Annotated in this window: 13 protein-coding genes and 1 tRNA gene; 12 read left to right on the top strand and 2 right to left on the bottom strand. The window is 68.0% G+C overall.

Annotation, left to right across the window (positions count from 1 at the left end; all coding sequences use genetic code 11):
* The first annotated feature begins 338 nt into the window (after positions 1 to 338).
* Entirely contained in the window at positions 339 to 1007 is a 669-nt protein-coding gene (locus tag IEZ05_RS07425; RefSeq protein ID WP_189229175.1) for a hypothetical protein, read from the top strand.
* On the opposite strand, the gene IEZ05_RS07420 is transcribed toward IEZ05_RS07425, so the two are convergent.
* Together IEZ05_RS07420 and IEZ05_RS07415 are read right to left on the bottom strand one after the other, a co-directional pair.
* On the bottom strand, positions 988 to 2028 hold the full coding sequence (locus IEZ05_RS07420) for an adenosine deaminase (protein ID WP_189229174.1): 1041 nt from the start codon (positions 2026 to 2028) through the stop codon (positions 988 to 990). The genes IEZ05_RS07425 and IEZ05_RS07420 overlap by 20 nt on opposite strands.
* A gap of 128 nt (positions 2029 to 2156) precedes the next feature.
* On the bottom strand, positions 2157 to 3383 hold the full coding sequence (locus IEZ05_RS07415; RefSeq protein WP_189229173.1) for a pyridoxal phosphate-dependent aminotransferase: 1227 nt from the start codon (positions 3381 to 3383) through the stop codon (positions 2157 to 2159).
* A gap of 270 nt (positions 3384 to 3653) precedes the next feature.
* On the opposite strand from IEZ05_RS07415, the gene IEZ05_RS07410 reads away from it, so the two are divergent.
* From IEZ05_RS07410 to IEZ05_RS07360, 11 genes are all read left to right on the top strand, one after another.
* Positions 3654 to 3726 (top strand) — tRNA-Trp (locus IEZ05_RS07410).
* Positions 3727 to 3834: 108 nt separating this feature from the next.
* On the top strand, positions 3835 to 4122 hold the full coding sequence (secE, locus tag IEZ05_RS07405) for a preprotein translocase subunit SecE (protein WP_189229172.1): 288 nt from the start codon (positions 3835 to 3837) through the stop codon (positions 4120 to 4122).
* Positions 4123 to 4202: 80 nt separating this feature from the next.
* Entirely contained in the window at positions 4203 to 5084 is an 882-nt protein-coding gene (nusG, locus tag IEZ05_RS07400) for a transcription termination/antitermination protein NusG (protein WP_189229171.1), read from the top strand.
* Between the two features lie 170 nt (positions 5085 to 5254).
* Complete coding sequence (gene rplK / locus IEZ05_RS07395; RefSeq protein WP_006130605.1) at positions 5255 to 5689, top strand: 50S ribosomal protein L11; 435 nt, start codon at positions 5255 to 5257, stop codon at positions 5687 to 5689.
* A gap of 108 nt (positions 5690 to 5797) precedes the next feature.
* Positions 5798 to 6523, top strand: coding sequence for a 50S ribosomal protein L1 (gene rplA / locus IEZ05_RS07390; protein ID WP_062664059.1), 726 nt, complete (start codon positions 5798 to 5800; stop codon positions 6521 to 6523).
* 144 nt (positions 6524 to 6667) lie between these two features.
* Positions 6668 to 7450, top strand: a complete 783-nt coding sequence (locus tag IEZ05_RS07385) for a hypothetical protein (protein ID WP_189229170.1) — start codon at positions 6668 to 6670, stop codon at positions 7448 to 7450.
* Positions 7451 to 7546: 96 nt separating this feature from the next.
* The gene (locus IEZ05_RS07380; protein ID WP_189229169.1) at positions 7547 to 8398 is read left to right on the top strand and encodes a LolA-like protein; all 852 of its coding nucleotides are present in this window, start codon (positions 7547 to 7549) and stop codon (positions 8396 to 8398) included.
* A 301-nt stretch (positions 8399 to 8699) separates the two neighbouring features.
* Complete coding sequence (gene rplJ, locus IEZ05_RS07375; protein ID WP_003974311.1) at positions 8700 to 9230, top strand: 50S ribosomal protein L10; 531 nt, start codon at positions 8700 to 8702, stop codon at positions 9228 to 9230.
* A 114-nt stretch (positions 9231 to 9344) separates the two neighbouring features.
* Positions 9345 to 9728, top strand: coding sequence for a 50S ribosomal protein L7/L12 (rplL, locus tag IEZ05_RS07370; RefSeq protein ID WP_189229168.1), 384 nt, complete (start codon positions 9345 to 9347; stop codon positions 9726 to 9728).
* A gap of 580 nt (positions 9729 to 10308) precedes the next feature.
* Positions 10309 to 13794, top strand: a complete 3486-nt coding sequence (gene rpoB, locus IEZ05_RS07365; RefSeq protein WP_189229167.1) for a DNA-directed RNA polymerase subunit beta — start codon at positions 10309 to 10311, stop codon at positions 13792 to 13794.
* 97 nt (positions 13795 to 13891) lie between these two features.
* A complete protein-coding gene (locus IEZ05_RS07360) occupies positions 13892 to 17791 on the top strand; it encodes a DNA-directed RNA polymerase subunit beta' (protein WP_189229166.1) in 3900 nt (1299 codons plus the stop codon).
* Positions 17792 to 17813: the final 22 nt, after the last annotated feature.

Raw genomic sequence — 17813 nt, 5'->3', positions numbered from 1 at the left:
GGCCGCCCGGCCCTCGGCCTCCTCGCCCCGCCCCAGCGGCACGGCTGCCCGCGGTGGCGAGTGCGCCGGCCCGTGGCGCGTAGAGGGTCAGTAGGCCGCTCCCACGCCCTGTCGCGTAGGCCACGTCGGCCCGGCCGATGAAACGGCCCCTGTCGGGGAAGCCGCCCACGACCGTCCGGTACCGGCGCCGGTGACCGGCTTGTCCTGGAGGCGCCCTACGGCGCCGCCCGGCCCCGGCGGACGAGTTCGCGCGCCGGCTCGTCGCCACGCCGCTGGGCGGAATCTCCGTTGCCGACGGGCCCTCCCGACCGGCACGCTCGGACCATGAGGCGTCCTCCATGCGGCTGAGACTCACCGAGTTCCGCCCCCGCACCGGCCCGCACAGCCACCGTGTCGTCCAGCCGCGCACACCCCTGCGCCACACCTCGCTCCGCGACCCGGAGAACGCCTACGGCGTGCTCATGGGCGACCACGACGGACTCAACCGGCTCGCCGGACTGTTCTCCTTCGCCGCCTGCTCACGCCACACGATCGTGCACGTCCCGCTGCGCGACGGCGTACCGCCCGACGAAGGACAGGGCGAGCTGGTCGACCTGGTGCTGGCACACCCGGAGGCGGGCCTGCGCCCCACCAAATGGCCCGAGCTGCGCCGCAGGCTGGGACAGGGCGCACCGCTCACCGTCCGGACCGACGAGGCGCGCACGGCCCGCGACGCCCGGACCTGGCTCGACCGCCCGCACGCCCGCGACACGCTGCGGCACACCACGCACGCGCGCACCTACTTCCTCATCGGCGAGCGGAACGCCTTCGCCTCCGCCGCGACCGCTCTTGCGGAGGCGGCCGGCCGGGGACCGCGGAAGAAGGGCGTCCCCCAGGGGCGCGCGGCGTTCGTCGCCCACCTGGACGGTGAACTGGCCCCCGATCCCCGCATGTGGCGGCACCCCGAGATCGTGATCGCCTTCAAGCCGTATCCGCCGTACGCCCACTTCAGGCGGCCGGGGAGCTGAGCCAGGCGTCGATCCCTGCCAGCAATGCGTCCTGCACGTCCTGCGGCGCCGCCGAGCCCCGTACGGACTGCCGGGCCAGCTCCGCCAGCTCCGCGTCCGTGAAACCGTGGGAATGCCGGGCGATCTCGTACTGCGCCGCCAGCCGCGAGCCGAACAGCAGGGGGTCGTCCGCGCCCAGCGCCATCGGCACCCCCGCCTCGAACAGGGTCCGCAGCGGCACGTCCTCCGGCTTCTCGTACACGCCCAGGGCCACGTTCGACGCCGGGCACACCTCGCAGGTCACCTGCCGGTCCGCGAGCCGCTTCAGCAGCCGCGGATCCTCCGCCGCCCGCACGCCGTGCCCGATCCGGTCCGCCTCCAGGTCGTCCAGGCAGTCCCGCACCGACGCCGGCCCGGTCAGCTCCCCGCCGTGCGGCGCCGACAGCAGCCCGCCCTCGCGCGCGATCGCGAACGCCCGGTCGAAGTCCCGGGCCATGCCGCGCCGTTCGTCGTTCGACAGCCCGAAGCCGACCACGCCCCGGTCCGCGTACCGCACCGCCAGCCGGGCCAGCGTGCGCGCGTCCAGGGGATGCTTCATCCGGTTCGCGGCGACCAGCAGCCGCATCCCGATCCCGGTGTCCCGCACGGTCGTCTCCACCGCGTCCAGGATGATCTCCAGCGCCGGGATCAGCCCGCCCAGCCGCGGCGCGTACGACGTCGGGTCCACCTGGATCTCCAGCCACCCCGAGCCGTCCCGCAGGTCCTCCTCCGCGGCCTCCCGCACCAGCCGCTGGATGTCCTCCGGCGTCTGCAGGCACGACCGTGCCGCGTCGTACAGCCGCTGGAACCGGAACCAGCCCCGCTCGTCCGTCGCCCGCAGCTTCGGTGACTCCCCGGCGCTGAGCGCGTCGGTCAGGGACTCGGGCAGCCGCACACCGTGCTTGTCGGCGAGCTCCAGCAGGGTGCCGGGCCGCATGGACCCGGTGAAGTGCAGGTGCAGATGGGCCTTCGGCAGGTCGGACAGATCACGTACACGCTCCATTCCGTGATCCTGCCGCACGACACGCCCGGCCCGACAGCACTTTCCCCGTACGTGGTCTTGCTCGCACAAACAAACAACAGGGGCCACACCTCGACGTCGAGGTGTGGCCCCTGCCGGAAGAGCGACCGTCAGTCCCTGGCCTCCGCCAGCAGCTTCTGGATCCGGCTCACGCCCTCGACGAGGTCCTCGTCGCCGAGCGCGTACGACAGCCGCAGGTAACCGGGCGTGCCGAAGGCCTCGCCGGGCACCACCGCGACCTCGGCCTCCTCCAGGATCAGCGCGGCCAGCTCGACGGAGTCCTGCGGACGCTTGCCGCGGATCTCCTTGCCGAGAAGCGCCTTCACCGACGGATAGGCGTAGAACGCGCCCTTCGGCTCCGGGCACAGCACGCCGTCGATGTCGTTGAGCATCCGCACGATGGTCTGGCGGCGCCGGTCGAAGGCCTCCCGCATCTTCGCCACCGCCTCCAGGTCACCGGAGACCGCGGCCAGCGCCGCCGCCTGGGCGACGTTGGACACGTTGGAGGTGGCGTGCGACTGGAGGTTCGTCGCGGCCTTGACGACGTCCTTCGGGCCGATGACCCAGCCGACCCGCCAGCCGGTCATCGCGTACGTCTTCGCGACACCGTTGACGACGATGCACTTGTCGCGCAGCTCGGGCAGCAGGGCCGGCATGGAGACGGAGAAGGCGTCGCCGTAGACGAGGTGCTCATAGATCTCGTCGGTCAGCACCCACAGGCCGTGCTGGACGGCCCACTGGCCGATCGCCTCGGTCTCGGCCTCGCTGTACACGGCGCCCGTCGGGTTCGACGGCGAGACGAAGAGGACGACCTTGGTCTTCTCCGTGCGCGCGGCCTCCAGCTGCTCGACGCTCACCCGGTAGCCGGTCGTCTCGTCGGCGACGACCTCGACCGGCACACCGCCGGCCAGCCGGATCGACTCCGGGTACGTCGTCCAGTACGGCGCCGGGACGATGACCTCGTCGCCCGGGTCGAGGATCGCGGCGAACGCCTCGTAGATGGCCTGCTTGCCGCCGTTGGTGACCAGGATCTGCGACGGGTCGACCTCGTAGCCCGAGTCGCGCAGCGTCTTCGCGGCGATGGCGGCCTTCAGCTCGGGCAGTCCGCCGGCCGGCGTGTAGCGGTGGAACTTCGGGTTCTTGCAGGCCTCGATCGCGGCCTCGACGATGTAGTCGGGCGTCGGGAAGTCGGGTTCACCGGCGCCGAAGCCGATCACCGGTCGCCCGGCGGCCTTGAGGGCCTTGGCCTTGGCGTCCACGGCGAGGGTGGCGGACTCGGAGATCGCGCCGACTCGGGCGGAGACCCGGCGCTCGGTGGGAGGGGTTGCAGCGCTCATGGGGCCCATCGTTCCAGACCGGAAACCTCCCCGGCACACGGGTTTCACGGACTGAACAGGACCGGGCAAAAGCCTGAACAACAGTCCGGATCCACCGCACGGCCTGGGCGATCTTCGGCCAACGATCGCCGGCGGGGCGCCCCACGGGCCCTTTCTGTTCGACGCCCGGCCCGCGAGCACGTACACTCTCACCTCGTTGGCCTTCAGCGGCCCGCACACACTCGGTGCCCACAGGCATCCGGGCGGATGCGGTACGTTGGGGACACACAAAGGGTCGTAGCTCAATTGGTAGAGCACTGGTCTCCAAAACCAGCGGTTGGGGGTTCAAGTCCCTCCGGCCCTGCTACACACACCTTCGCCAGGATGTGTGCGCATGTACGTACAGCAATGCAACGCCGTGCGGCTCAGACCGGGCGCGGCACGGCCACGACCCGGAATCAGGTGAGGACGAGTGACGGACGCCGTGGGCTCCATCGACATGCCTGATGCCCAGGACGAGGCGCCGGACTCCAAGAAGAAGCCCCGCAAGGGCGGCAAGCGGGCCAAGAAGGGCCCGCTGAAGCGTCTCGCGCTCTTCTACCGCCAGATCGTCGCGGAGCTCCGCAAGGTCGTCTGGCCCAGTCGCAACCAGCTGACGACGTACACCACGGTCGTGATCATCTTCGTGGTCATCATGATCGGCCTGGTGACTCTGATTGACTATGGCTTCAGCCACGCCGCCAAGTACGTCTTCGGCTGAGTCGAGAGCGAAGGGCGCCGAGGTACCCGGCGCCCCTTTCGCGTGTTCCACCCCTATGTATCCAGGAAGAAGCAGCCACCGTGTCTGACCCGAACGTGAACGACGCCGTTGAGCCTCGCGGGGAGGCTGTCGAGTCCGTCGAGGACGAGCTCGGCATTGTCGAGGGCGCGGACAACGAGGACACCGAGACCTCCACCGAGGTCGAGGCTGCCGAAGCCGTCGTCGAGGACGAGGACGAGGCCGCAGAGGTCCAGGACGCGGACGAGACCGCTGAGGCCGAGGTCGACGAGGCCGAGGTCGACGCTGAGGCCGAGGACGCGGAGACCGCGGAGCCCGAGCCCGAGCTCGACCCGATCGAGAAGCTCCGCCAGGAGCTGCGCGTCCTGCCCGGCGAGTGGTACGTGATCCACACCTACGCCGGTTACGAGAACCGCGTGAAGACCAACCTCGAGCAGCGCGCCGTCTCGCTCAACGTCGAGGACTACATCTTCCAGGCCGAGGTGCCGCAGGAAGAGGTCGTCCAGATCAAGAACGGCGACCGCAAGACGATCCGCCAGAACAAGCTGCCGGGCTACGTCCTGGTCCGCATGGACCTGACCAACGAGTCCTGGGGCGTCGTCCGCAACACCCCCGGCGTCACCGGCTTCGTGGGCAACGCCTATGACCCGTACCCGCTGACGCTGGACGAGATCGTCAAGATGCTCGCCCCCGAGGCCGAGGAGAAGGCCGCCCGCGAGGCCGCCGAGGCCGAGGGCAAGCCGGCTCCGCAGCGCAAGGTCGAGGTCCAGGTGCTGGACTTCGAGGTCGGCGACTCGGTCACCGTCACGGACGGCCCGTTCGCCACGCTGCAGGCCACGATCAACGAGATCAACGCCGACTCGAAGAAGGTCAAGGGCCTCGTCGAGATCTTCGGCCGCGAGACCCCGGTCGAGCTCAGCTTCGACCAGATCCAGAAGAACTAGCACTTCTTCGGACGTACCGCTTCCGAGCAGGTCAGACGAACGCTCGCGCGTCGTCTGACCTGCTCGGTTTTTGGCCGCGCATCCATACCCGTTATCGTTGTGCGGTATGCCTGTGTCCGGGTGGTTCCCCGGATGCGGGCAGGACCCGAATCGAAAGGACCCGGAGAGCTATGCCTCCCAAGAAGAAGAAGGTCACGGGGCTCATCAAGCTCCAGATCCAGGCCGGTGCGGCCAACCCGGCTCCGCCGGTCGGCCCCGCGCTGGGTCAGCACGGCGTCAACATCATGGAGTTCTGCAAGGCCTACAACGCCGCGACCGAGTCGCAGCGCGGGTGGGTCATCCCGGTGGAGATCACGGTCTACGAGGACCGCTCCTTCACCTTCATCACCAAGACGCCGCCGGCCGCGAAGATGATCCTCAAGGCCGCGGGCGTGGAGAAGGGCTCCGGCGAGCCGCACAAGACCAAGGTCGCGAAGATCACGCGTGACCAGGTCCGTGAGATCGCCACCACGAAGATGCCCGACCTCAACGCCAACGACCTGGACGCCGCCGAGAAGATCATCGCCGGCACCGCGCGTTCCATGGGCGTCACGGTCGAGGGCTGACCTCCACCCCCGTAAGCAAGCCACGCGGCGGAAGCCGCATGGTCAGGACAGTGTGGCAGGGCCTGCTCGGCCCGGACCACGACTCCTAAGAAGCCAACAGGAGCAGTAGTGAGCAAGCGCAGCAAGTCTCTCCGCGCTGCGGACGCCAAGATCGACCGGGAGAAGCTCTACGCCCCGCTCGAGGCCGTCCGTCTCGCCAAGGAGACCTCCACGACCAAGTTCGACGGCACCGTCGAGGTCGCCTTCCGCCTGGGTGTCGACCCGCGCAAGGCCGACCAGATGGTCCGTGGCACCGTGAACCTCCCGCACGGCACCGGTAAGACCGCCCGGGTCCTGGTCTTCGCGACCGGCGACCGTGCCGAGGCCGCGCGTGCCGCGGGCGCCGACATCGTCGGCGCCGACGAACTGATCGACGAGGTGTCGAAGGGCCGTCTGGACTTCGACGCCGTCGTCGCCACCCCGGACCTCATGGGCAAGGTCGGCCGCCTCGGCCGCGTGCTCGGTCCCCGTGGTCTCATGCCGAACCCCAAGACCGGCACCGTGACCCCGGACGTCGCCAAGGCTGTCAACGACATCAAGGGCGGCAAGATCGAGTTCCGCGTCGACAAGCACTCGAACCTGCACTTCATCATCGGCAAGACGTCGTTCGACGACACCAAGCTGGTGGAGAACTACGGCGCGGCGCTGGAGGAGATCCTCCGTCTGAAGCCGTCCGCCGCCAAGGGTCGCTACATCAAGAAGGCCGCCATCAGCACCACGATGGGCCCCGGCATTCCGGTCGACTCCAACCGCACCCGCAACCTCCTCGTCGAGGAGGACCCGGCCGCGGTCTGAGCCAACGGCTCGCCCAACCGGTTCACGGGCCCCGCACCTTCCGAGGTGCGGGGCCCGTCCCCGTTTCCGGACCCGGGTTTCCCGGTACGGACGCCGGGAGCCTGGGCTAGCGTGCGGGCAGGTGACGCGCACAGGGGTGGGGACATGACGAGCACGACGGCACACCGTACGGCCCTCTCGATCGCGGTGACAGCCGTGCTGGCGTGTCTGACCGCCTGCATCCCCGCCGGCCCCACCGAGGACGACCCCGTCCCGTGGGCGGAGCCGCTGCGCGCCGTGGAGCGCGCCACGAGCCGGGCCGGCTCGGCGTGGGTCCACTCCACGACCGTCGTGGGCGACGAGCTGTCCCTGAAGGCCGAGGGCGCCCTCCGCTGGGGCGACGGCCTCACCGGCACCCTGACGCTCACCTACACCGGCGGGACGACCGCCGACGCGATGCGCCGGCTCGGCACCACCTCCATGGAGGCCCGCTACCTGCCCGACGCCTACTACGCGAAGATGGGCGACGCCTTCGCCGCCCGGGCGGGCGGCAGGCACTGGGTCAAGTACGAGTACGCCGACCTGGAGGACCTCGACGCCGGCGCCGGCTTCGCGGACCGGATGCGCGACACCGCCCCGGACGAGGCGGTGAAACTGCTGCTCACCTCGGACGACGTGCACGAGGTCGGCAAGGAGACGACGCGCGGGCGGCACACCACGCACTGGTCCGGCACGGTGGCGGGCGACACCGGACGGACCGTCGACATCTGGGTCGACGCACAGGACCTGCTGGTGAAGAAGACCGAGCGGGGACGCACGGAGACGGGTGAGCTGTCCCAGACCGCCTACTACAGCGACTACGGCGTCCCCGTGCCCGTGGAGCTGCCCCCGGCCGCCGACACGGCGGACTTCAAGGAGCTGCTGAAGACACCGGCCGACGGCTCCTGACCCCGGAAATCACAAGATCGCGCGAACCGTCTCGGATACGCTCGCGTCCTGGCTGTGTGACGGCCGTTCATTTCCTGTGTCCCGTGGGGGGAATCCATGAAGAAGACTTCTGTGCGCGTGCCCGTGGGCGCCGGGCTGGCCGCTCTGCTGCTCGCCGCGGGCGCGGTGGGCTGTTCGAAGGACGAGGGGGCGGACAAGTCCCCCGAGATGACGCCGGCGGCGGCCGTGGCCAAGGCGGCGAAGAACACGGAGGACATCAGCTCCCTCCACTACCGCATGAAGGGCCGCGCACCCGAGGAGGGCCGGGTCGAGGCCGAGGCCGAGATGCAGCTCAAGCCGACGGTCGCGATGGCCATGAAGATGAAGGCGCCCGACCAGGGCGTCGACGCGACCGCCGAGATCCGGCTCGTCGACAAGGCCCTCTTCCTCAACGGCGGCGCCGAGGCGGCCAAGGAGATGGACGGCAAGAGCTGGATCAAGTTCGACCTCGCCGCGATGGGTGCCGACAAGGAGCTGGGCGAACTCGGCAGCGCCTCCCAGGCCGACAAGAACCCGGCGGCCGAGTCCACCTTCCTCACCGGCGCCAAGGACGTGGAGAAGGTCGGCACCGAGACCGTCGATGGTGTGGAGACCACGCACTACAAGGGCACCGTCACCCTCGACGCCCTGGAGAAGTCCCTCGCGGACGAGGACAAGGCCACCCAGGACCAGCGCCGCAAGAGCCTGGAGCAGTACGAGAAGATGGGCGTCGACAAGCTCACGATGGACATGTGGATCGACGGCGACGACCAGGCCAAGCAGTTCCGTATGCGCGGCGACGCGGACAAGGGCCCGCTGGACATGACCGTCACCTTCCTCGGCTTCAACGAGCCCGTGAAGGTCACCGCCCCGCCGGCCGGGGAGACCGTGGACCTGGCCGAGATGATGCAGGAAGGCCAGGCGGGCTGAGGCCGGCCGGGTCGCCGTACGGGCGGATTTGCTTGAGACTGCCCCGTTCCCGTACGCTCCTACCGAAGCCAAAGACCGCTGGTCGTTGCCGTGTGCTCGTGAGAGGGCACGGTGGCCGAAGGATCCGCTGAACTGCGGACGACCCGCGCAGGTGACAGTGGATGAACTCCCGGAGTCCGCGCCCCGAGCGCGTATGACCGGTCGAGTCACGCCCCGTGCGCCTGCGCCGGGGCGTTTCGTTTTCCCCAGACCTCCTTCGGGTCCGCGCGGTCCGAATCACCCGGAAGGAGGCCGAGGCTCTATGGCGACGCCCGAAAAGGCTGCCGCGGTTGCCGAGCTGACGGACAAGTTCCGCAGCTCCAACGCCGCCGTGCTGACCGAGTACCGCGGTCTCACCGTGGCGCAGCTCAAGACGCTGCGCCGGTCGCTCGGTGAGAACGCCCAGTACGCCGTGGTGAAGAACACGCTGACCAAGATTGCGGCCAACGAGGCCGGGATCACGCTCGACGACCAGCTCTTCGCTGGTCCGACGGCCGTCGCCTTCGTCACCGGTGACCCGGTGGAGTCGGCGAAGGGTCTGCGCGACTTCGCCAAGGACAACCCGAATCTCGTCATCAAGGGCGGTGTCCTTGACGGCAAGGCGATGTCCGCCGACGAGATCAAGAAGCTTGCGGACCTCGAGTCCCGCGAGGTTCTGCTCTCCAAGCTGGCGGGTGCCTTCAAGGGCAAGCAGTCCCAGACTGCTCAGCTCTTCCAGGCGCTTCCCTCGAAGCTCGTCCGCACCGTGGACGCGCTCCGTGCCAAGCAGGACGAGCAGGGCGGTGCCGAGTAATTCGGCTCGCTTTCCGGCTCTCGCCGCCTGAGGCGAGGGCCGATGCGGGCCCGACGTACGCCCGCCTCACCCCGTACATCCGGCACCTGCCGAATTAGTGGAAGGACCGCCATCATGGCGAAGCTCAGCCAGGAAGACCTGCTCGCCCAGTTCGAGGAGATGACCCTCATCGAGCTCTCCGAGTTCGTGAAGGCCTTCGAGGAGAAGTTCGACGTCACCGCCGCCGCCGCCGTGGCCGTCGCGGGCCCGGCCGGCCCGGCCGCCGCCGCCCCGGCCGAGGAGGAGAAGGACGAGTTCGACGTCATCCTCACCGGCGCCGGCGACAAGAAGATCCAGGTCATCAAGGTCGTGCGTGAGCTGACCTCCCTGGGTCTGAAGGAGGCCAAGGACCTCGTCGACGGCACCCCGAAGCCGGTCCTCGAGAAGGTCAACAAGGAGCAGGCCGAGAAGGCCGCCGAGTCCCTCAAGGGCGCCGGCGCCTCGGTCGAGGTCAAGTAACACCTCACAGGTCCGTCAGGGCCTGTAACGCTCAAGCGCTGAGGAGCGATCATCCATCCGGGTGGTCGCTCTTCGGCGTTCCGGGGGTCGGGCGGCGGCTGCCTTGCACGGGTGACGGCGAAGAGTATGGTGATCTTCGTCGTGCCGTCTCCGGGACCCTGAGAGTCCCTGGACGGCAGCCGGTTTGGACAAGGGGGGCCTTGACGAACCGCACGCAGCGCGCAATTCTCAGGACGCGTCGTCACAAGGATCCGAATCCGAGGCATGGATCCACGGCGAAGAGGGCAGTATCACGGTGCGTTGAGGGCGAGGCCTTGCCGCAGGTGGTGAGAACTACGAGGAGCGGACACGGTTCAGGAAACTGGCATTGGACATCAGTGTGCCAAGTGGCTACACTGTCCCTTTGCGCTGCCTGTTAGCTGCCCCCTGCCCGTCACCAGGGGTCTGCCCTCGCCCGAGCACTGACGACCAGAGCATGCCTGACCTGGCTCCCGAGCCACATCAGGCACCCTTTGTCTCCGTGTGAGGAAGAGGGGCCGGTACGCGCGTAGTGAGTCCGAGCCCTCGGAAGGACCCCCTCTTGGCCGCCTCGCGCAATGCCTCGACCGCGAATACGAACAACGCTGCCAGCACCGCCCCGCTGCGCATCTCCTTTGCAAAGATCCAGGAGCCCCTCGAGGTTCCGAACCTTCTCGCGCTGCAGACCGAGAGCTTCGACTGGCTGCTCGGCAACGACGCGTGGAAGGCTCGCGTCGAGTCGGCTCTGGAGTCCGGTCACGACGTCCCCACCAAGTCCGGTCTGGAAGAGATCTTCGAGGAGATCTCGCCGATCGAGGACTTCTCCGGGTCGATGTCGCTGACGTTCCGCGACCACCGTTTCGAGCCTCCGAAGAACAGCATCGACGAGTGCAAGGACCGTGACTTCACGTACGCGGCCCCGCTCTTCGTCACCGCCGAGTTCACCAACAACGAGACCGGCGAGATCAAGTCCCAGACCGTCTTCATGGGCGACTTCCCGCTCATGACGAACAAGGGCACCTTCGTCATCAACGGCACCGAGCGTGTCGTGGTGTCCCAGCTGGTCCGTTCGCCGGGTGTCTACTTCGACTCCTCCATCGACAAGACGTCCGACAAGGACATCTTCTCCGCCAAGATCATCCCGTCCCGGGGTGCCTGGCTGGAGATGGAGATCGACAAGCGCGACATGGTCGGTGTGCGCATCGACCGCAAGCGCAAGCAGTCCGTGACCGTCCTCCTCAAGGCTCTCGGCTGGACCACCGAGCAGATCCTCGAGGAGTTCGGCGAGTACGAGTCCATGCGCGCCACCCTGGAGAAGGACCACACCCAGGGCCAGGACGACGCGCTGCTCGACATCTACCGCAAGCTGCGTCCGGGCGAGCCGCCGACCCGTGAGGCCGCGCAGACGCTGCTCGAGAACCTCTACTTCAACCCGAAGCGCTACGACCTCGCCAAGGTCGGCCGCTACAAGGTGAACAAGAAGCTCGGCGCGGACGAGCCGCTGGACGCCGGCGTGCTCACCACCGACGACATCATCGCCACCATCAAGTACCTGGTGAAGCTGCACGCCGGTGAGACCGAGACGGTCGGCGAGTCGGGCCGGTCGATCATCGTCGAGACCGACGACATCGACCACTTCGGCAACCGCCGCATCCGCAACGTCGGCGAGCTGATCCAGAACCAGGTCCGTACGGGTCTCGCCCGTATGGAGCGGGTCGTGCGCGAGCGCATGACCACCCAGGACGTCGAGGCGATCACGCCGCAGACCCTGATCAACATCCGGCCGGTCGTCGCCTCCATCAAGGAGTTCTTCGGCACCAGCCAGCTGTCCCAGTTCATGGACCAGAACAACCCGCTGTCGGGTCTGACGCACAAGCGTCGTCTCAACGCGCTCGGCCCGGGTGGTCTCTCCCGTGAGCGGGCCGGCTTCGAGGTCCGTGACGTTCACCCGTCGCACTACGGCCGCATGTGCCCGATCGAGACGCCGGAAGGCCCGAACATCGGTCTGATCGGCTCGCTCGCCTCGTACGGCCGGATCAACCCGTTCGGCTTCATCGAGACGCCGTACCGCAAGGTCGTCGAGGGCCAGGTCACCGACGAGGTGGACTACCTGACCGCCGACGAGGAGGACCGCTTCGTCATCGCGCAGGCCAACGCGCCGCTGACCGACGAGTTCCGCTTCGCCGAGAACCGCGTGCTGGTCCGCCGCCGTGGCGGAGAGGTCGACTACGTCCCCGGGGACGACGTCGACTACATGGACGTCTCGCCGCGCCAGATGGTGTCGGTCGCGACCGCCATGATCCCCTTCCTCGAGCACGACGACGCCAACCGTGCCCTCATGGGCGCGAACATGATGCGTCAGGCCGTCCCGCTCATCAAGAGCGAGTCGCCGCTCGTCGGCACCGGCATGGAGTACCGCTCCGCGGTCGACGCCGGCGACGTGGTCAAGGCCGAGAAGGCGGGTGTGGTCCAGGAGGTCTCCGCGGACTACATCACCACCACCAACGACGACGGCACGTACATCACGTACCGCCTGGCCAAGTTCTCCCGGTCCAACCAGGGAACCTCGGTCAACCAGAAGGTCATCGTCAGCGAGGGCGACCGGATCATCGAGGGCCAGGTCCTGGCCGACGGTCCGGCCACCGAGAACGGCGAGATGGCGCTCGGCAAGAACCTGCTGGTCGCCTTCATGCCGTGGGAGGGTCACAACTACGAGGACGCGATCATCCTGTCGCAGCGCCTCGTGCAGGACGACGTCCTCTCCTCGATCCACATCGAGGAGCACGAGGTCGACGCCCGTGACACCAAGCTCGGCCCCGAGGAGATCACCCGGGACATCCCGAACGTCTCCGAGGAGGTCCTCGCCGACCTCGACGAGCGCGGCATCATCCGCATCGGTGCCGAGGTCGTCGCCGGTGACATCCTCGTCGGCAAGGTCACGCCCAAGGGTGAGACCGAGCTGACCCCGGAGGAGCGCCTGCTCCGCGCGATCTTCGGTGAGAAGGCCCGTGAGGTCCGTGACACCTCGCTGAAGGTCCCGCACGGCGAGATCGGCAAGGTCATCGGCGTCCGCGTCTTCGACCGCGAGGAGGGCGACGAGCTTCCCCCCGGTGTCAACCAGCTGGTGCGCGTCTACGTCGCGCAGAAGCGCAAGATCACCGACGGTGACAAGCTCGCCGGCCGTCACGGCAACAAGGGCGTCATCTCGAAGATCCTGCCGATCGAGGACATGCCGTTCCTGGAGGACGGCACCCCGGTCGACATCATCCTCAACCCGCTGGGTGTGCCGTCCCGAATGAACCCGGGACAGGTCCTGGAGATCCACCTCGGCTGGCTCGCCAGCCGCGGCTGGGACGTCTCCGGCCTCGCGGACGAGTGGGCCCAGCGCCTCCAGGCCATCGGCGCCGACAAGGTCGAGCCCGGTACCAACGTCGCCACCCCGGTGTTCGACGGTGCGCGCGAGGACGAGCTCGCGGGTCTGCTGCAGCACACCATCCCGAACCGCGACGGCGAGCGCATGGTGCTCCCGTCCGGCAAGGCGCGGCTGTTCGACGGCCGTAGCGGTGAGCCGTTCCCGGACCCGATCTCGGTCGGCTACATGTACATCCTCAAGCTGCACCACCTGGTCGACGACAAGCTGCACGCCCGTTCGACCGGTCCGTACTCGATGATCACCCAGCAGCCGCTGGGTGGTAAGGCCCAGTTCGGTGGCCAGCGCTTCGGTGAGATGGAGGTGTGGGCGCTGGAGGCTTACGGCGCCGCGTACGCCCTCCAGGAGCTGCTGACCATCAAGTCCGACGACGTCACCGGCCGCGTGAAGGTCTACGAGGCCATCGTCAAGGGCGAGAACATCCCTGAGCCCGGCATCCCCGAGTCCTTCAAGGTGCTCATCAAGGAGATGCAGTCCCTGTGCCTCAACGTGGAGGTGCTGTCCTCGGACGGCATGTCCATCGAGATGCGCGACACCGACGAGGACGTCTTCCGCGCTGCGGAGGAGCTCGGCATCGACCTGTCCCGGCGCGAGCCGAGCAGCGTCGAAGAGGTCTGACGGGAGTCCGGCGGGCCTTGAGCGATCAAGGCCCGCCGGCCCCAGGACCCCCGTTTCAGACCCCAAGACTTACAACCCTGAGAGGGATTGACGCATAGTGCTCGACGTCAACTTCTTCGACGAGCTCCGGATCGGTCTGGCCACCGCTGACGACATCCGTCAGTGGAGCCACGGCGAGGTCAAGAAGCCCGAGACCATCAACTACCGCACCCTCAAGCCCGAGAAGGACGGACTCTTCTGCGAGAAGATCTTCGGTCCGACCCGGGACTGGGAGTGCTACTGCGGCAAGTACAAGCGCGTCCGCTTCAAGGGCATCATCTGTGAGCGCTGTGGCGTGGAGGTCACGCGCGCCAAGGTGCGCCGTGAGCGGATGGGCCACATCGAGCTCGCCGCCCCCGTCACCCACATCTGGTACTTCAAGGGCGTCCCGTCGCGCCTGGGCTACCTGCTGGACCTGGCGCCGAAGGACCTCGAGAAGGTCATCTACTTCGCCGCGTACATGATCACGTTCGTGGACGAGGAGCGCCGCACCCGCGACCTGCCCTCGCTGGAGGCCCACGTCTCCGTCGAGCGTCAGCAGATCGAGAACCGCCGCGACGCCGACCTCGAGGCCCGCGCCAAGAAGCTCGAGACCGACCTGGCCGAGCTGGAGGCCGAGGGCGCCAAGGCCGACGTGCGCCGCAAGGTGCGCGAGGGTGCCGAGCGTGAGATGAAGCAGCTGCGCGACCGTGCGCAGCGCGAGATCGACCGCCTCGACGAGGTGTGGAACCGGTTCAAGAACCTCAAGGTCCAGGACCTCGAGGGCGACGAGCTGCTCTACCGCGAGCTGCGCGACCGCTTCGGCACCTACTTCGACGGCTCGATGGGCGCCGCCGCGCTGCAGAAGCGCCTGGAGTCCTTCGACCTCGACGAAGAGGCTGAGAAGCTCCGCGAGATCATCCGCACCGGCAAGGGCCAGAAGAAGACCCGCGCGCTCAAGCGCCTCAAGGTCGTCTCCGCGTTCCTGCAGACCAGCAACAGCCCCAAGGGCATGGTGCTGGACTGCGTGCCGGTCATCCCGCCGGACCTGCGTCCGATGGTGCAGCTGGACGGTGGCCGCTTCGCGACCTCCGACCTGAACGACCTGTACCGCCGTGTCATCAACCGCAACAACCGCCTGAAGCGGCTTCTCGACCTCGGCGCGCCCGAGATCATCGTGAACAACGAGAAGCGCATGCTCCAGGAGGCCGTGGACGCCCTCTTCGACAACGGTCGTCGTGGTCGCCCGGTCACCGGCCCCGGTAACCGCCCGCTGAAGTCCCTCAGCGACATGCTGAAGGGCAAGCAGGGTCGATTCCGGCAGAACCTGCTCGGTAAGCGAGTCGACTACTCGGCGCGTTCCGTCATCGTCGTCGGCCCGCAGCTGAAGCTGCACCAGTGCGGTCTGCCCAAGGCCATGGCGCTGGAGCTCTTCAAGCCGTTCGTGATGAAGCGCCTGGTCGACCTGAACCACGCGCAGAACATCAAGAGCGCCAAGCGCATGGTCGAGCGCGGCCGCACGGTCGTGTACGACGTGCTGGAAGAGGTCATCGCGGAGCACCCGGTTCTGCTGAACCGTGCGCCCACGCTGCACCGCCTCGGCATCCAGGCCTTCGAGCCGCAGCTGGTCGAGGGCAAGGCCATCCAGATCCACCCGCTCGTCTGCACCGCGTTCAACGCGGACTTCGACGGTGACCAGATGGCCGTGCACCTGCCGCTCTCCGCGGAGGCGCAGGCCGAGGCCCGCATCCTGATGCTGTCCTCGAACAACATCCTCAAGCCGGCCGACGGCCGTCCGGTGACGATGCCGACCCAGGACATGGTCCTCGGTCTGTTCTTCCTCACCACCGACGGCGAGGGCCGCGACCTCAAGGGCGAGGGCCGTGCCTTCGGTTCCGCCGCCGAGGCGATCATGGCGTTCGACGCGGGCGACCTGTCGCTCCAGTCGAAGGTCGACATCCGCTTCCCGGTGGGCACCATCCCGCCCCGCGGCTGGGAGCCCCCGGCGCGCGAGGAGGGTGAGCCGGAGTGGCAGCAGGGTGACACCTTCACCCTGAAGACCACGCTGGGCCGCGCGCTCTTCAACGAGCTGCTGCCCGAGGACTACCCGTTCGTCGACTACGAGGTCGGCAAGAAGCAGCTCTCCGAGATCGTCAACGACCTCGCCGAGCGCTACCCGAAGGTCATCGTGGCGGCGACGCTCGACAACCTGAAGGCGGCCGGCTTCTTCTGGGCGACCCGTTCCGGCGTCACCGTGGCCATCTCCGACGTCGTCGTTCCCGAGGCGAAGAAGGAGATCGTCAAGGGCTACGAGGCGCAGGACGAGAAGGTCCAGAAGCAGTACGAGCGCGGTCTGATCACCAAGGACGAGCGCACGCAGGAGCTCATCGCGATCTGGACCAAGGCGACCAACGAGGTCGCCGAGGCGATGAACGACAACTTCCCGAAGACCAACCCGATCTTCATGATGGTGAACTCGGGTGCACGAGGCAACATGATGCAGATGCGTCAGATCGCCGGTATGCGTGGTCTGGTGTCGAACGCGAAGAACGAGACGATCCCGCGTCCGATCAAGGCGTCGTTCCGTGAGGGCCTGTCCGTGCTGGAGTACTTCATCTCCACGCACGGTGCCCGTAAGGGTCTGGCGGACACCGCTCTGCGTACCGCCGACTCGGGTTACCTCACGCGTCGTCTGGTCGACGTCTCCCAGGACGTCATCATCCGCGAGGAGGACTGCGGCACGGAGCGCGGTCTGAAGCTGCGGATCGCCGAGCGCGGCGAGGACGGTGTGCTGCGCAAGGCCGACGACGTCGAGACCAGCGTGTACGCCCGCATGCTCGCCGAGGACGTCGTCATCGACGGCAAGGTGATCGCGCCGGCCAACGTCGACCTCGGTGACGTGCTCATCGACCAGCTGGTGCACCACGGTGTCGAGGAGGTCAAGACCCGCTCGATCCTGACCTGCGAGTCCCAGGTCGGCACCTGCGCCATGTGCTACGGCCGCTCCCTGGCCACCGGCAAGCTGGTCGACATCGGTGAGGCGGTCGGCATCATCGCCGCCCAGTCCATCGGTGAGCCCGGTACCCAGCTGACGATGCGTACCTTCCACACCGGTGGTGTGGCCGGTGACGACATCACCCAGGGTCTGCCCCGTGTGGTCGAGCTCTTCGAGGCCCGTACCCCGAAGGGTGTCGCCCCGATCTCCGAGGCCTCCGGCCGCGTGCGGATCGAGGAGACCGAGAAGACCAAGAAGATCGTCGTCACCCCGGACGACGGCAGTGACGAGACGGCCTACCCGATCTCGAAGCGTGCCCGTCTGCTCGTGGGCGAGGGCGACCACGTCGAGGTGGGCCAGAAGCTCACCGTGGGTGCCACCAACCCGCACGACGTGCTGCGCATCCTGGGTCAGCGTGCCGTCCAGGTCCACCTGGTCGGCGAGGTCCAGAAGGTCTACAACTCGCAGGGCGTGTCGATCCACGACAAGCACATCGAGATCATCATCCGGCAGATGCTGCGCCGCGTGACGATCATCGAGTCCGGCGACGCCGAGCTGCTGCCCGGCGAGCTGGTCGAGCGGTCGAAGTTCGAGACCGAGAACCGTCGTGTGGTCCAGGAGGGCGGTCACCCGGCCTCCGGCCGTCCGCAGCTGATGGGTATCACCAAGGCCTCGCTGGCGACGGAATCCTGGCTGTCGGCCGCCTCCTTCCAGGAGACGACCCGAGTCCTGACGGACGCGGCGATCAACGCCAAGTCCGACAGCCTCATCGGCCTCAAGGAGAACGTCATCATCGGTAAGCTCATCCCGGCCGGTACGGGCCTGTCCCGCTACCGCAACATCCGGGTCGAGCCGACCGAGGAGGCCAAGGCCGCGATGTACTCGGCCGTCGGCTACGACGACATCGACTACTCGCCGTTCGGCACGGGCTCCGGCCAGGCCGTTCCGCTGGAGGACTACGACTACGGTCCGTACAACCAGTAAGCGAGTGCTCGCTTGACCGACC

Origin of the sequence: Streptomyces flaveolus, assembly GCF_014648815.1 — a bacterium.
Lineage (GTDB): Bacteria > Actinomycetota > Actinomycetes > Streptomycetales > Streptomycetaceae > Streptomyces > Streptomyces flaveolus.
The sequence above is the reverse complement of the archived record's forward strand: the minus strand, read 5'-3'. Positions and strand labels throughout refer to the sequence as shown.